At 31.0% G+C, this 15,069-nt stretch carries 13 protein-coding genes; 3 read left to right on the top strand and 10 right to left on the bottom strand.

Features of this window, described 5'->3' with window-relative positions; genetic code table 11:
- Window positions 1-126: 126 nt before the first annotated feature.
- Window positions 127-768: a hypothetical protein gene (locus tag KPL37_RS17330; protein WP_216151293.1), complete on the bottom strand. Its 642-nt coding sequence runs from the start codon at window positions 766-768 to the stop codon at window positions 127-129.
- 331 nt (window positions 769-1,099) lie between these two features.
- Between KPL37_RS17330 and KPL37_RS17325 the strand changes: the two genes are divergently transcribed.
- A complete protein-coding gene (locus KPL37_RS17325) occupies window positions 1,100-2,206 on the top strand; it encodes a DUF362 domain-containing protein (RefSeq protein WP_216151292.1) in 1,107 nt (368 codons plus the stop codon).
- Window positions 2,207-2,292: 86 nt separating this feature from the next.
- Here the strand turns inward: KPL37_RS17325 and KPL37_RS17320 are convergent, their stop codons facing one another.
- The 3 genes from KPL37_RS17320 to KPL37_RS17310 form a co-directional block, all read right to left on the bottom strand.
- A complete protein-coding gene (locus KPL37_RS17320; protein ID WP_216151291.1) occupies window positions 2,293-2,760 on the bottom strand; it encodes a chemotaxis protein CheX in 468 nt (155 codons plus the stop codon).
- Window positions 2,742-3,617, bottom strand: a complete 876-nt coding sequence (locus tag KPL37_RS17315) for a response regulator (protein ID WP_216151290.1) — start codon at window positions 3,615-3,617, stop codon at window positions 2,742-2,744. The genes KPL37_RS17320 and KPL37_RS17315 overlap by 19 nt, the downstream gene beginning before the upstream one ends.
- 390 nt (window positions 3,618-4,007) lie before the next feature.
- A complete protein-coding gene (locus KPL37_RS17310) occupies window positions 4,008-5,120 on the bottom strand; it encodes a hypothetical protein (protein ID WP_216151289.1) in 1,113 nt (370 codons plus the stop codon).
- Window positions 5,121-5,375: 255 nt separating this feature from the next.
- On the opposite strand from KPL37_RS17310, the gene brnQ reads away from it, so the two are divergent.
- Complete coding sequence (gene brnQ, locus KPL37_RS17305) at window positions 5,376-6,689, top strand: branched-chain amino acid transport system II carrier protein (RefSeq protein ID WP_216151288.1); 1,314 nt, start codon at window positions 5,376-5,378, stop codon at window positions 6,687-6,689.
- A 93-nt stretch (window positions 6,690-6,782) separates the two neighbouring features.
- On the opposite strand, the gene KPL37_RS17300 is transcribed toward brnQ, so the two are convergent.
- The 3 genes from KPL37_RS17300 to KPL37_RS17290 form a co-directional block, all read right to left on the bottom strand.
- Window positions 6,783-7,619: an ABC transporter permease gene (locus tag KPL37_RS17300; RefSeq protein ID WP_216151287.1), complete on the bottom strand. Its 837-nt coding sequence runs from the start codon at window positions 7,617-7,619 to the stop codon at window positions 6,783-6,785.
- 7 nt (window positions 7,620-7,626) lie between these two features.
- On the bottom strand, window positions 7,627-8,541 hold the full coding sequence (locus KPL37_RS17295) for an ABC transporter ATP-binding protein (protein ID WP_216151286.1): 915 nt from the start codon (window positions 8,539-8,541) through the stop codon (window positions 7,627-7,629).
- A 195-nt stretch (window positions 8,542-8,736) separates the two neighbouring features.
- Window positions 8,737-9,474 (bottom strand): alpha/beta fold hydrolase, encoded by a 738-nt coding sequence (locus tag KPL37_RS17290; protein ID WP_216151285.1) that lies wholly within the window; start codon window positions 9,472-9,474, stop codon window positions 8,737-8,739.
- 265 nt (window positions 9,475-9,739) lie between these two features.
- Between KPL37_RS17290 and KPL37_RS17285 the strand changes: the two genes are divergently transcribed.
- Window positions 9,740-10,528: a tryptophan-rich sensory protein gene (locus KPL37_RS17285; protein WP_216151284.1), complete on the top strand. Its 789-nt coding sequence runs from the start codon at window positions 9,740-9,742 to the stop codon at window positions 10,526-10,528.
- Between the two features lie 90 nt (window positions 10,529-10,618).
- Here KPL37_RS17285 and yaaA read toward each other — a convergent pair whose 3' ends face one another.
- The 3 genes from yaaA to KPL37_RS17270 form a co-directional block, all read right to left on the bottom strand.
- Entirely contained in the window at window positions 10,619-11,383 is a 765-nt protein-coding gene (yaaA, locus tag KPL37_RS17280; protein ID WP_216151282.1) for a peroxide stress protein YaaA, read from the bottom strand.
- 46 nt (window positions 11,384-11,429) lie between these two features.
- The gene (gene pepF, locus KPL37_RS17275; RefSeq protein ID WP_216151280.1) at window positions 11,430-13,235 is read right to left on the bottom strand and encodes an oligoendopeptidase F; all 1,806 of its coding nucleotides are present in this window, start codon (window positions 13,233-13,235) and stop codon (window positions 11,430-11,432) included.
- 141 nt (window positions 13,236-13,376) lie between these two features.
- The gene (locus KPL37_RS17270; RefSeq protein WP_216151278.1) at window positions 13,377-14,936 is read right to left on the bottom strand and encodes an MBL fold metallo-hydrolase; all 1,560 of its coding nucleotides are present in this window, start codon (window positions 14,934-14,936) and stop codon (window positions 13,377-13,379) included.
- Window positions 14,937-15,069 lie beyond the last annotated feature (133 nt).

The raw sequence follows: 15,069 nt of genomic DNA, 5'->3' as shown, positions 1-15,069 counted from the left end.
TTTTAAGGTGTGTTTGCTATATCCAAAAACAGGTTGAAACGTAACAAAGCACCAGCTATTGCTGGTGCTAATAATTAAAACTTTTTGGGACATTTTCAAATTCAGTTGACATCTCTCAAAATTTCTTTAATCCTTCATTTTATTAATTTCATCTAACATTAATATATTCAACTTATTTATTTCTTTTCTTTTTTCCATTAGGTCCTTAATTGCTTTTATTCTATACTCTAATTCAATTTGGCTCGTCTTAAGTTCTATTGATTTACAGAACTCGTATATTTTTCTAAACTGTATTTTTGTTTGCTCAAATTCTTCATCAAAATTAACTAAATCTTTATTTTTATAAATCATTTTTAAAGACTCTAATTGATATTTTATTATTGTAGAAAATTGTATAAGGAGTTCGTCTGATTTCACTTTGTAAATATATGATAATAATTCTATGTAAATTCTTTGAAGAGTACCCCTGTCAAAAACATCTAGATTTACTCTACTATAACTTAATTTTTTTTTAGGCCTAAGGTTAAATAGTTTTCTTAAAAAGTTATCATACCCATTTGTTATCCAAACTCCATAAACTGAGTAACTAGGCTCTATATGTTTAAAATATTCAGTTATTTCATCATTATTTACAAATAATTTTATCTCTTTATTCATACTAGTTAATCTTGTTTTATTAATAACCGTAAAAACTTCTCCATAACTTGAAAACAGTGTTCCTTCTGTAGCACCTCGTATATTCCCTACGCACATCCACATATCTGGCATTGATTAATCACCCCCCCTAATTTTGTATTAGTTTAAGCCCATTTTATATGTCTTCTAGCTTTTAATTATATCCAATATATGAAATAATATATATTATAATTCTACAAATATTTATCGTTACCCTTCAAGTTTATACAAAAAAACAATATTGTTTGCTTTAATAGTTCATTAAGGCACGCACCTTTTGGATAGTATCTACCATAAAGGTGCGTATTTTCTTTTTCTGGTAAATCATATATAATAAAGGTTAATGAATAACTGTACTAGTAAAAAACACTGAAGTTATTCTTACTTAAGCATAAAATTTTATAAACCTTGGAGGTTATTAAACATGGAAAAATCGAAAGTATATTTTACCGATATGCACACAACACTTAAAGAGAACTTACAACAAAAGTTGACCCGTCTAATTAAAGCAGCTGGGATTGAACAAATTAATTTTGACAAAAAATATATAGCTATTAAAATTCATTTTGGTGAACCTGGCAATCTAGCCTACCTACGCCCAAATTATGCTAAAACTGTAGTAGATATTGTAAAGGAGCTCGGTGGCAAACCCTTTCTTACCGATTGCAATACCTTATATGTTGGTGGTAGAAAGAACGCACTTGACCATTTAGATTCTGCTTATGTCAATGGTTTTTCTCCATTTTCTACAGGCTGTCATATTATAATTGGTGACGGATTAAAAGGTACCGACGAAGTTTTAGTTCCTGTTAAAGGTGGTCAATATGTAAAAGAAGCAAAGATTGGTCATGCTATCATGGATGCAGATATATTTATTACTTTAACTCATTTTAAAGGACATGAAGCAGCTGGTATCGGTGGCGCTCTTAAAAATATAGGTATGGGTTGTGGATCCCGCGCAGGTAAGATGGAAATGCATAGCAGCGGAAAACCATATATTTCACATGATGATTGTATAGGCTGTGGTCAGTGTGCTAAGAACTGCGCTCTTAATGCTATTACAGTAACCGAGAAGAAAGCTACTATTAATCACGATAAATGTGTTGGCTGCGGTAGATGTATTGGTGTCTGTCCTGTGGATGCCGTTTTACCTGCATCAGATGAATCAAATGATATTTTAAATAAAAAAATTGCAGAATATTCATCTGCTGTTATAAGTGATCGTCCAAACTTCCACATAAGTTTAGTTATTGATGTATCTCCCTTCTGTGACTGTCATGGAGAGAACGATGTACCAATTGTTCCAGATGTAGGTATGTTTGCTTCATTTGATCCAGTTGCGCTAGATGTTGCTTGTGCAGATGCGGTAAATGGTCAACCTATTATCCCTGGAAGTATCCTCGATAAAGATGGTGAAAAAGATCATGACCATTTCGCCGATGTCAGCCCTGAAACTAATTGGAAGGTTGCAATCGACCATGCTGTAGCGTTAAATCTAGGCAATAAAGAATATGAATTAATTACGATTTAAATGATATAGAAAATAAGTAAAAGAGAGCGAATTTAATATAATTCGCTCTCTTTTATTTGTTTTGTTTACAATAAAAAAATATGCCTTTATATAGTATTCTTTTCTAGGGAAATATTAACTTCAATAATCATTCCATCTACGCTCATTTCCACGCAAAGAACTTTATCAGCGTTACTACTTGCGGTGAAATCACCCTCTATCAGTGTTGGTGTAGAGATATCTATATTTATATTATCCTTTGAAAAATTCATTGCAACATTTGCCGTTAACATATTAACTAGTTCTGAGATAGCACTTTGTGGCAACTCATCAAATTTGTCTACAGGCGCTCCCATCATCATTATTGAAGCAATTTTTTTCGCCGTGTCAACACCCATACCATAAATGATATTACCTTTAACATCTCCAATAATTCCAATAATAATTACAACGCCTTTGCTTTTTATATATTTACCCTTTACACTAATTCCATTCTTTTTAATATCATTTAACCCTAGTTGTGGCAATATAACATTAAATGATTCTAAAACTGGATTTATATGATTGACATCCATTCCCCTTCACCTCTATTAAACCCTATATTTATTGTCATATTTCCAAATTGAGATTTCACAATAGCCGCAAACGTATTCTCTAGTTCTGCCTTTGAAATATTTATTGACTCACCATGAAATATAGTTGGTGGTGCAACTCTTAGCCCAAACAATTTGTTTTTCTTATTTATCATTGAGCATGCATTTCCTGCAAACATATTAGCTATTTCTGACATAACATTAAGTAACTCTTCATCGTTTTTAGGCTCTCTTTTTAATAATATCGTTGAAAGGTCCTTCGCCGTTACATAGGCCATATCCAAAATTAGTCTACCCGAATATTTACCTGTAATCCCCATAACTATTGATATACCTTCACTATGTATAGCAAGGTTATCATTATTTTCATCTGTAATTTCCGGAACCGTCTTTGTAAGTTTATTGAAGATGTTTAATATAGCCTCTTTAAATACATCAGAATATAATTTCTCAAGTTCTAAATATAATTCTTCATCTGCCATAACTCTATTTATTAATAAAGATAATTCTTCTGAATCAACTGGTTTCTGAATATATCCACATACATGAGTTTTTTTTGCTTTTCTTATAAGCTCATCATCCATCATTGAACTAACAATTATAACTTTGATATCTTTATCAATTTTATGAATAGCCCTTGTACATTCAAATCCATCTGTTCCTGGAAGAGTCATATCCATTGTTACTAAATCTGGTTTAACTCTTGTAACTTCTTCAATAACTTCTTCTAAAGATTTTGCCTCACCAACTACATCAAATCCACTTTCTGTGAGTACACCTGTTAATAATGCTATTTGGAAAGGTGAATCATCAACAATTAAAATTTTTACATCTTTCATAATTACATCTACCCCTTTAACTATTTCTAAAACTATAATCATTATGTTTTAGAAAAATATTTTTTTTATTCTTATAATGATTATTTTCGTATATTATAGTTATCGAACATATTAAAATATTCTATAGACCTAATTTTTTCTTAATGACATCTCAGAAGGAAAGTCTCCCATTTCTATAAGTGTAAGCTACATACCTTAATAAATAGAAAACTTTGGACAAAAAATATGCTCCCCTTTACAGTTAACAGATTTTCTTTTTTAGTCTGTCTACTTAAATGGGAACATATTATTACTGCTTAACTTTTTTATTCAATTTATATTACATACAACTTGACCTTAATATCACTTTAAAAATATTTTACTATAAATTCTAAAAATGTTACTGATAAATTAGTTACCTGTAGTTCCACCAGTAGTAGGTGTAGTCCCTGTGTTTGTGTCTGAACTCGCCGCTGGTATAGTTTCTTTTGTTCCTGCATCTGTCGCTGCAGGTGCAGTTTCTGTTGTGCCTGAACCCGCTGCTGGTGTAGTTTCTTTTGTTCCTGTTCCGGCTGCAGGTGTATTTCCTGTTGTTTTATCTGTCGCTCCTGCCGCTGGTGTTGTTACAGTTTTTCCATCCGTTGATTCTTCTGTAGGTGTTGCTTCATCTGTTTTATCTACTGCTTTTTTTGTACTTGTTGTTCCAGTTGATTTTTTAGTACTAGTATTCTCGGTTGATTCTCCTGTTGAACTGTTTGTACCACTAGGCTGTTTTTGAACTTCAGTTTTTGTAGTTGGCGTTGCTACTTTTAAAGAGTTCACCTTGGAATAAACTTTTCCTGAAACTGAAGCAATCATAACTAAAATAATTGCTGCAACAATTATTTTCTTTTTATTCTTGCTAAGCTTCTTATTTTCAGGGAATACTTCTCTATTACTTTTATTTATTGTTTGTTCATCACCTGTTACCTTACTCATAACTGTTGTAAAATCATTTTTATCAACAGGAGGTACTTCTTCAGATTTTTTCGTTTCCTTGGATATTAAATGTTTTATATTCGTCGGTATATTTAGCAACAATGCTAGAATTCCATTTTCTTCTCCAGAGTATATTTCTTTAAAGTTTTCTGGTGATTTAATTACAATAACAGGCTTACTATCTTGGTTTTCTAAATATACTGTAACCGAAAACTCATCTCCCTTACTTATAAACGGGATATAAACCTCTAAGGTGTTATCATTTACTGAGGAATCAAATTTTAACCCTCTTGTAATTTTGGCATCAGTGCTTCTTAACTTAGTTTGCGATCCTATATTTATAGTTAATTCATGTATTGTTTTATTTGATGGGTTCTTAACTGTAATAACATACCCACAATCTTCCTTGCTCTCTACATCTGTAGGTTTACCTTTTCTTATATTACATAATATCCTAGATCCTAAGTTCTTATAATAGTCAAGCAATAATCCTGATGCAAATGATATTAATATAGTTAGAATTGCCGTTTTAATAATACTTATCAATTTATTTTTCGCTCCTTTGTTTTTACTATTTTTACCAATAGCATGCTTTATTATTTATCTTCATTAGATTATAAGGCAGATAGATATTTGTGTCAAATTTAATAACGTACATACCAATACTATTTGTGGTATAATACATCTATATAAAATTTAAGGTGCTAAAAGCCTCCTTTTTATTTATTAATTCCTTCACTTACCATTAACTAATAAAAAAATATTTTTTACATAAACATATTCATCAGGAGGTACATATAAATGAAGAATTCAACAAAACATTCCTTAATTATAGGTTTTGCACTATTTGCAATGTTTTTCGGTGCTGGAAACCTAATTTTCCCACCATTCCTCGGAAAAGCAGCAGGAAGTTCATATTTCACTTCTATTACAGGCTTCCTCCTTACAGGGGTCGGTCTTCCATTAATTGGAATAATAGCTTGTGCTAAAATTAATGGTACTTACGAGAAAATGGCAAATAGAGTAGGTAAAAAATTTGCTGTAATAACAAGTGTAGCATTAATTCTTGTTATCGGACCCTTACTAGCAATTCCAAGAACCGCTGCAACAACTTTCGAACTTGGAATACATCCTTTGTTTCCATCTGTATCACAAAATATAATAGTTGTATTGTATTTTTTAGTAGCACTTGCATTTGTACTTAAACCTTCTTCAATAATTGATAACGTTGGTAAAATACTTACACCAGCACTTTTATTAATGCTTGCTATAATTATATTTAAAGGAATAATAGCTCCGATTGGTCCAATTGTAAATACATCTTACAAAAACGGATTTTCAAAAGCTTTAATAGAAGGTTATCAAACAATGGATGTTATGGCTTCTGTTATATTTGCAGGAATAATTATTTCATCCGTTAAAGCAAAAGGTTATAAAAATGCAAAAGATATAATGAATATGACTATAAAATCAGCAATGGTAGCCGTAACTGGTTTAGCCTTTGTATATGGTGGACTTATGTATCTTGGAACGCAGTCAAGTACTTTGTTTCCCCAAAATATAGCGAGAACTGATCTAGTTACACGACTTGTTACATTAGACCTTGGCAGTATTGGCTCAGTCATTCTTAGTTTATGTGTTTCACTTGCATGCCTAACAACTACTATTGGATTACTTGCAAGTGGAGCTGAATTTTTTACTAATCTTACAAAAAACAAATTATCTTACAAAACCATTGCTGTTATTATGGCTGTAGTAAGTGGATTAATAGCTACAAATAATGTTGATACTATTGTTACATTTGCAGGGCCTGTTTTACAAATTTTATATCCTATTGTAATTGTTCTAATAGTTATTACATTACTTGGTGATAAAGTAAAAAGCAATAAAGTTGTTGCTATAACTACATACACAACTCTAATTATAAGTATTTTAGATACTATAAATAGTGTATATGCAGGTAGCATTGGATTCATTAAATTTATACCTCTAGCTAATGCTGGATTTTCATGGCTTATTCCTACTTTACTAGCTTTTATAATTTCAAACATATCAATAAATCCAAAACAAGACACTATAGCTGAAGATGATACTACTTCAGCATTAGAAGTATAATATATACTAAACAATATTTATGAATTATTAATATTCATAAAAAAATAGAGTTATTGGATAACCATTTATCCAATAACTCTATTTTTTCTAACTCTAACTAAATATATCTGCCTCTTTACTTTTTGAGCGGTTAATCTTTGAAAAATCCACCCTTGAGAAAACAAAAGTTGATAATAATAAAAATATCAGTCCGAAAATAAGTACAATCACCATGCTTATAATTGGTGTAATTACAAAATTACCTATTTTAAAAGCAAGTTGCTCTGCAACCAATTGATTCGTTGTTAAAGACGTCTTTTCTAGTATGATTGTTCTAAAAAACGCTGTAGTATATGTCATTGGATTTACATAAGCAATATATTGCATTGTTTTTGGTAACATTGAAAGCGGGATATATGCACCACAAAGAAATGTCATTGGCAGTGTTATAGCTGTTACAACAATTTGGAATGTTTGTGAATTCTTAACTAGAGCCGCTAAAAACAATCCGAGTCCTGAGAACACAAGTCCAACGACAATCATCACGACGATTACCGCAAACGGTGTTACCCATGACGTGAATTTAAGCCCTATAAAATAACCGATGAATAGAATAATAATACCCTGCATTGTTGCTATTGTTGCTGCTGATAATAACTGACCTGTAGCAATCTGAATTCTTTTAACAGGGCTTACTAACACTTCTTTCATAAATCCCGAAACAATATCTTCAATTGTACTAGTAGCAATAGTCAGCGACGTTTGAAATACAGTAGTTATTACAACACCTGCTAACATATAATTTACCGGATTTTGAATATTGTCATTTTTAAATATTGAACTAAACACATATAAAAAAAAGAATGGCATGATAATCGTGAAAACAAGCTGAACACGATTGCGGGCAAAAATTTTAATGTTTCTAATCCATAAAGCTACTATAATATCCATAAATTCCTCACTTTCTTATATCTTTTCCGGTAATCTCTAAGAATACATCATTCAATGTACCTTTTTTAATTTCCAGATCTATTATATTCTCTTTTTGCTCACTTAATATCTCCAAAAGTTTTGGTATACTATCAACTTCAATTGAATAATGATCAGTTTTTTTCATGTATTTAAATCCTAAACTATCTAGCAGTACCTCTAGCCCTTTCTCATCTGTAGTTGAAATATTTGCCCTATCCTTTGTATATTGCTGTTTTAAACGATACGGAGTGTCCATTGCAACGATTTTACCACCATCCATAATTGCAACTTTGCTACAGATTTCGGCTTCCTCCATGTAATGTGTTGTTAAAAAAATTGTAATATTCTTTTCCTTTTGAAGCTTTACGATATATTCCCACATGTGAGCCCTTGTTTGAGGGTCAAGACCTGTAGTTGGTTCATCTAAGAATAATACTTTTGGGTAGTGCAGTAATGATCTTGCTATTTCCACACGCCGTTTCATACCCCCAGACAGACTGCTCACCATTGCTTTCTTCCATTCCAATAAATCCACTAGCTTTAAAACAAATTGGATACGCTCGGGGGCTTCACTTTTGGGGATAGCATAGAAATGACAATGCATAATTAAATTTTCAAGAACAGTCATTTTATTATCCAATGTTGATTCCTGAAAAACAACCCCAATAACACCTCTAACTGCATCCTTTTCATTTGAAACATCTTTTCCATCAATAGTAAGCGTTCCTGATGTCTTGTCGAATATAGTACATAGCGTATTTATGGTTGTACTTTTACCTGCTCCATTTGGGCCTAAAAATGCAAATATACTTCCTTCTTCTACTTCAAATGAAACATTGTCTACTGCTGTAAATTTATCATACTTTTTTACAAAATCCTTAACTTCTATTATATTTTTCATAGTATCACCCCTATTAACTGTTTTCTAAATTTTCGCGCCCTCATTGTCATATAATCAAATCAAAGCTTACCTTGCATACATGATTGCTTTTATATATAAAATTATACCGTTAATTTACCTAAATACAACTTATTTTATATTAATCCAAGAGAATATATTAATAATTGCTATTCTAATCCGTTTGTTATTTACTCCCTAATTTTCATATATAAATTCAACTATGGATTTACCTATAATATTTTGCTGCTCATCTCTTGTTATTGTGGCTTTATTATCACCCTTTTGGAATCCATACCAAGCATTTTGAGAATGATTTCCTCCCTTAATAGGAATCCATTTTGTACTTTTAGGCAATAGTTTTTTAGATTCATCAATCTTATCCTTTCCAACAAATCCATCTCTAGTCCCATACATTGACAAAACTTTTACAACACTTGATGATAGATTGTTACTTTTCTGCGGATATGATGCTAAGAGTATTAATCCATTAATTTCATCTTGGTTTTTATATGCAAATTGTGCTGCCATAACCCCACCAAGGGAATGACCAGCTATATACCACTGCTTAATTTCCGAATATTTTTCTATTACTTTCTCAGCTTTATTAGGAGAAAGTATAGCAAGCTTCAATGGCATTGGTACAATTACAACTTTAAAACCAGACTCCGCTATTTTCTCAGCTAAAGGTGCATAAGCCTGCGGTTCAACTTTTCCACCTGGGTAAATAATTAGACCCTTCGTAACTATTTTGTTTTTGGAAGTATATTCAATCCAAGGCGAATCAATGTATTTAACCTTATCATTTGATTGTAGCATTATTTTGGCTTCCGGCATAGCTCTATAATAATCGTTTGAATATACTGCAATTATTATAATTATTATTGGAATAACTAGTAAAAAATATCTCCATTTTTTCTTGATGAAAAGCTTCAAATTATATCACTCCTTCTTCTATGTACTTTAAATGCATATTCATATCTCCCTTTCCTATAATATTCACTACTGCAAGTTATGTAACAGTTATTCTATAATCTTAACTATCATGCTATATGTTAATCAATAAATCAAGTAATAAATAAAAATACCCTCTTTTTACAATTCTTAATCAAATTAAATTATATTTATGGTGCATTTAATGCAAAAATTTAGTAATATAAGAGTAGGGTTTCAAACAAAAAAATTGGAGGGTGATTTAATAATGTGTAAGGAAAGAGAAGTAAAAGTTCTAAAAACTTTTACTGTACTTAGTTTTATTCTAATGATTACTGTTAATGCATTAGCAAATATTTTACCAATTAACGGCATTACATCTGGTGGAGTTTCTGATTCATATCCTAACCTATTTGCACCTGCTGGCGCTACTTTTGCAATATGGGGGTTAATATACCTGTTACTTGCTGGATTTGTAGTTTACCAACTGGGTCTTTTTAAGGGAACTGATAACAAAGCTCTAGTTAAACTTATTGATGGTTATTTTATTATATCTTCACTAGCAAATGCAACATGGATATTTAGCTGGCAGTATAAAGTTATTCCACTTTCTATGATTTTAATAATAATACTACTGGTTTGCTTAATTAAAATTAATGGTAGAATAAACTCCCTAGAACTAACCAAAAAGGAAAAATTATTTGTAAAACTTCCTTTTAGCGTTTATTTTGGGTGGCTTACTGTAGCAACAATAGCTAATGCTACCACACTGCTTGTTAGTTTAGGTTGGAATGGTTGGGGCTTATCTCAGCCAGTCTGGACAATTATTATTTTATTAGTCGGGCTTATTATTGGTATGACTACAACTATAAAAAATAAAGATATCCCTTATGGTATAGTTATATTTTGGGCATATTTAGGTATACTCAACAAACATGTTTCCTCAAATGGTTTTGCAGGTCAATATCATGGAATTATCACTACACTAATCATTTCATTAGTTATTATTTTTATATGCTTATTATATGTTGCAAAGAAAAAAAAGCATATAATTTGATCTAGATATGTATTAGAAATATACATTACAATTGAAAGGACGGCTAATCATTATTTGATTAACCGTCCTTTCTCACAACAATAAGTACATTTATCTAGTAAAAATGAATTCCGCGTCTGAAGATAGATATTCATTATAACTATAACCCTCTTCATTAAATTCTTTTAAATCACTCGGTAAACTAATATTATTTTTAATAATAAATCGACTCATAAGACCTCTTGCCCGCTTTGTGTAAATAGTTATAACCTTATGAGTTCCATTTTTATAATCTTTAAATACAGGTTTTATAACCCTTGCATTGATTTTATCCATATCTATTACTGAGGAATATTCCTTTGATGCTAAATCTATTAGTGTATTATCATCTTGTATCTTCAATTGTTTTTTTATATAAATAGTAAGCTTATTTCCCCAAAAATCATATAAATTATTACCTTGTTTATTTTTAAGCTTAGTTCCCATCTCTAGCCTATGAGGTTGAATTAAGTCAAGTGGTCTCAGAACACCATATAAACCTGAGAATATTATTAAATGCTTATTAGCAAAAGATAACTGTTGCTGATTTAAATCATCTGCATTTATTCCCTTAAATACTGCACCATCATATGCAAGTAATGCTTGTTTACTATTAAATAAGTCATGTTCTTTTTCCCATGTAATATGCCTCATAAAATTTTGCTCTGCAAGTTTACTATTTATTTTCATTAAACCTACCAATTCTTCCGGAGAATATTTTAAAAGTCCCTTAATTAAACTACTTGCTTCCCTGATAAATATAGGCTTAGTATATAAACTAGCATTAACCACCTTATCCATTTTCAAAGTTTTCGCTGGCGATAATATTGTTATCATTTATACCTCACCCCACAATGCTTATATCATAAGTGCAATGCCTTAATTACTCCATATCTTCTGTAAGCTTTATTATTTCATCAATTATATTTCCTATATACTCTATAGTATCTAATAGAGGTTTGTCAGTTGTTATATCTACTCCTGCCATTTTAGCAAGTTCTATCGGTGATTTAGTCCCTCCAGCTTTTAATACTTTTCTCCAGTCATCTACGGCTGGTTTTCCTTCTTTTAAAATTCTGTTGCTTACCTGAGTAGCTATTGTAAGTCCAGCGCTATATGTGTATGGATAAAGTCCCATATAATAATGCGACTGCCTCATCCATGTAAGTTCTGCGCCATCTACAATTTTCACGCAGTCTCCCCAGAATTTTTTAAGAACTCCCTTTTTTATTTCATTAAGATTTGTAGCTTGCAAACTTCCACCTGCGTCTATTACTTTATAAACTTCTCTTTGATACGCAGCCTCTAATAAATGCGTTACAAAGTTATGGTAGTAAGTTCGGCTAATCATAGAAGATAAAACCCATCTCTTAAATCTAGGCTCATCATTTGTTTTCATAAGATAATTTGACATAAGCATTTCATTCATAGTAGATGGCGCTTCTATAAAATATAGTGAAGGCTCTGCATTAAAAATATTTTGATTTTTGTTAATTAACGTAAAATGACCTGCATGGCCTAATTCATGGGCAAGTACAAACACTTCTTTCATTTTCTCAGTCCAAGATAGTAAAATTAGAGGATGACTACCATAAGGCGTAGCACAAAAGCCACCTGTTGATTTTCCTTTGTTTTGAGCAAAGTCGATCCATTTTTCGTCATAAGCTTTTTTTACCATCTCTACATAATCTTCGCCTAGTACTGATAATGCTCCCTCAACATATTTCTTTGATTCCTCCACAGATACAGTTGGCTCATAACTCGGGTCTACTTCAAGCTTTAAATCTGCAAAGGTCATTTCATCAATATTATGAATTTTTTGAAGCAATTTCGCATATTTTCTCATATGTGGTGCTAGCTTTTCCATGATTATATCTATTTGTCTATCGTACAATTCCCTCTCTACCTGTTGAGGAAATAATAAACTATCTATAACAGAATCAAATCCTCTAAGAGTTGCTATTGTTTTTTCTTTTTGAACCTGCGTTTGATAAAGTGCTGCTACTGTATGTTTATATTCTCCAAGTTTTGAAGAAAAAGCTTTAAAAGCTGCTCTTCTAACTTTAGTATCAGTCTCATATTCCCATTCATCTTCGAAAAGTACATAGCTAAGAGGATATTCGATGCCATCTACACTGAAATTTTCAAAATCCATATCACTTAATTTAGTTGTCTCATATGTGGAATAAGAAGAATCTAATGTTCCAGATAAAGCAGATAATGCCTTTTCAACTTCCGGGTGTAATAAATGTTTTTTAAATCTTTTTATCTCACTTAAATAATGGGCATTTTCTTTTGATTCTTCAATTGCTTGGTCTATTATTTTTTCATCTAGTTCATTAATTTCGCTTTCTACAAAGCTTAGTCTACTATTTAAATCAGCTAATACATTAATAGACTTCATATATCTAGCTTGATTCTCAACGTTTGATTGATCTGTAGAAACTTGAAGACTTGCATAATTCTCTATAAGATCTTCGCTTTCCATAATAAGTCTCATTTTGTCCAAACAGTCATTTATAATACTAGCGTTGTTCAGCTTTTGTTTATAGTTTTTTTCTATTTCTAAAGTAAGTTCTTCTAACCCTTTTAGCGCTAAATCGTACTGCCTCTCCGTTTGGTACAGTGAAGATAAATCCCAAGTAAGTGACTTATCTACATCCTTTCTTTCTTTTAAAGCTATTTTCATAATTTATCCTCCTAATTTAGTCTGTAATATTATAACAATTTAATTGTATTATATCATCTAGAATGTCATTACGGTAAAATGCGACTAAATTTATAAAAAAAATAGAAACTGTATTGGAAAATTCCAATACAGTTTCTATTTTTATTTTAAAATATTATTAGATTCCTTTTCATCATAAATAATATCTTTTATAATTTCAAGCAAATCTCCTTTTTCTAGCCCTTCAATATTATTTATTAATTTAATATCTTTTATCAATTTTTTTCTTAAATTTTCATCGGCTTTATAAGTTTTATGAGCTTTATCTTCTCTATAAGTTTTTTCAATTTTATCAGTTTTGTTAATTTTATTAGCTTTTTCATTTATATAGAATTCTTCTCCACTTTCAACAATTCTTGCGCTGTAGCCCTTAGAATCCAATAACTGTTTAAAGCTATCCTGTGCTTCTTTATCTCCATGAACAAGCAGAATTTCCTTTGGTTTGTCCATAAATCCCTCTAGGTTATAAATATGAGCTTTAACAGCTATTTGTTCTCCAAATATCTTAACTGTTTTTGCCCCACCTACTATATTTCGTCCCAAGGTTCCTTCTGCTTGATATCCTACAAAAACAATTGATGATTCCTCTCTCCACAAATTATATTTAAGATGATGTTTTATTCTACCTGCATCACACATACCACTTGCAGAGATAACTATTACATTGCTCTTTATTTTATTTATTTCCATTGAATCATTTGAAGAAACTGAGAATTTCAAACCATCAAATCTAAATGGATACTCCCCCTTCATTACAAGTTCTTTAGCTTCATTATCATAATCCTCATTATGACTCTCAAATACCTTTGTTGCTTGAATAGCCAAAGGACTGTCAATATAAACTTTAACATCCTTCAATTCTTCATTTTCTACATACTTATTTAATTCATATAAAATTTCCTGAGTCCTACCTACTGCAAATGAAGGTATAATAACATTTCCACCTCTTGCAAAAGTCTCCTTAATTATTTTTAATAACTCCTTTAAATCTTCCTGAATCTCAGGATGAACCCTATTACCGTATGTTGTCTCTATTATCAAGTAATCAGTATGATTGATTATTGTTGGATCTTTTAAAATTGGCTTATTTATATTACCTAAATCACCACTATACACTAGTTTTACTTCTTCTTGATTTTTTTCTGTCATATATAATTCAACAATTGCCGAACCTAAAAGATGCCCTGCATCTCTAAATCTTATTTTTAACCCATCAAAAACATCTATCATTTCATCATATGGAAATGCTCTGAAAAGTGAAAGAGACATTTCAGCCAATTTAACTGTATATAATGGTTCTAAAGTTTTTAATCCCTGACGTTTTCTTTTTTTATTTTTCCACTCAACCTCAGATTCATGAATGTGACCACTGTCTGGAAGCATAATACTGCATAAATCCATTGTCGCCTGAGTTGATAAAATCTCTCCCTTAAATCCCATCTTATAAAGTAACGGTATTCTTCCACTATGGTCTATATGGGCATGTGATAAAATCACATAATCTACCTCTTTAGGATTAAAATCAAATTCCTCATTTGCAAATACCTTTTCACCTTTGCCCTGATATAAACCACAATCAAGCAAAATATTCTTTCCGTTTATGTGTAAAATATGACATGAACCTGTAACAGTTTTTGCTGCTCCATAGAATTGAATTTTCATAATAATCCCCCTCTTCATCATGTGATAGTGTTAACACTATCTTTGTTTTATTTATTTAAAACCCTGCTATTGCAAGGATTGTAGCTGTTTTTAGCACAAAAAACAATGACCCCCTCTATTTGGTATAATTGTT

Source organism: Clostridium frigoris, assembly GCF_018861865.1.
GTDB classification, from domain to species: domain Bacteria; phylum Bacillota; class Clostridia; order Clostridiales; family Clostridiaceae; genus Clostridium_AD; species Clostridium_AD frigoris.
Note: the sequence above shows the minus strand (reverse complement) of the source record. Positions and strands in the feature narration are given on the sequence as shown.

Excerpts from the sequence above, each read along its gene's own strand:
- KPL37_RS17330 (WP_216151293.1), bottom strand. The coding sequence starts at position 768 with ATGCCAGATATGTGGATGTGCGTAGGGAATATACGAGGTGCTACAGAA.
- KPL37_RS17325 (WP_216151292.1), top strand. The coding sequence starts at position 1,100 with ATGGAAAAATCGAAAGTATATTTTACCGATATGCACACAACACTTAAA.
- KPL37_RS17320 (WP_216151291.1), bottom strand. The coding sequence starts at position 2,760 with ATGGATGTCAATCATATAAATCCAGTTTTAGAATCATTTAATGTTATA.
- KPL37_RS17315 (WP_216151290.1), bottom strand. The coding sequence starts at position 3,617 with ATGAAAGATGTAAAAATTTTAATTGTTGATGATTCACCTTTCCAAATA.
- brnQ (WP_216151288.1), top strand. The coding sequence starts at position 5,376 with ATGAAGAATTCAACAAAACATTCCTTAATTATAGGTTTTGCACTATTT.
- KPL37_RS17300 (WP_216151287.1), bottom strand. The coding sequence starts at position 7,619 with ATGGATATTATAGTAGCTTTATGGATTAGAAACATTAAAATTTTTGCC.
- KPL37_RS17295 (WP_216151286.1), bottom strand. The coding sequence starts at position 8,541 with ATGAAAAATATAATAGAAGTTAAGGATTTTGTAAAAAAGTATGATAAA.
- KPL37_RS17285 (WP_216151284.1), top strand. The coding sequence starts at position 9,740 with ATGTGTAAGGAAAGAGAAGTAAAAGTTCTAAAAACTTTTACTGTACTT.
- yaaA (WP_216151282.1), bottom strand. The coding sequence starts at position 11,383 with ATGATAACAATATTATCGCCAGCGAAAACTTTGAAAATGGATAAGGTG.
- pepF (WP_216151280.1), bottom strand. The coding sequence starts at position 13,235 with ATGAAAATAGCTTTAAAAGAAAGAAAGGATGTAGATAAGTCACTTACT.
- KPL37_RS17270 (WP_216151278.1), bottom strand. The coding sequence starts at position 14,936 with ATGAAAATTCAATTCTATGGAGCAGCAAAAACTGTTACAGGTTCATGT.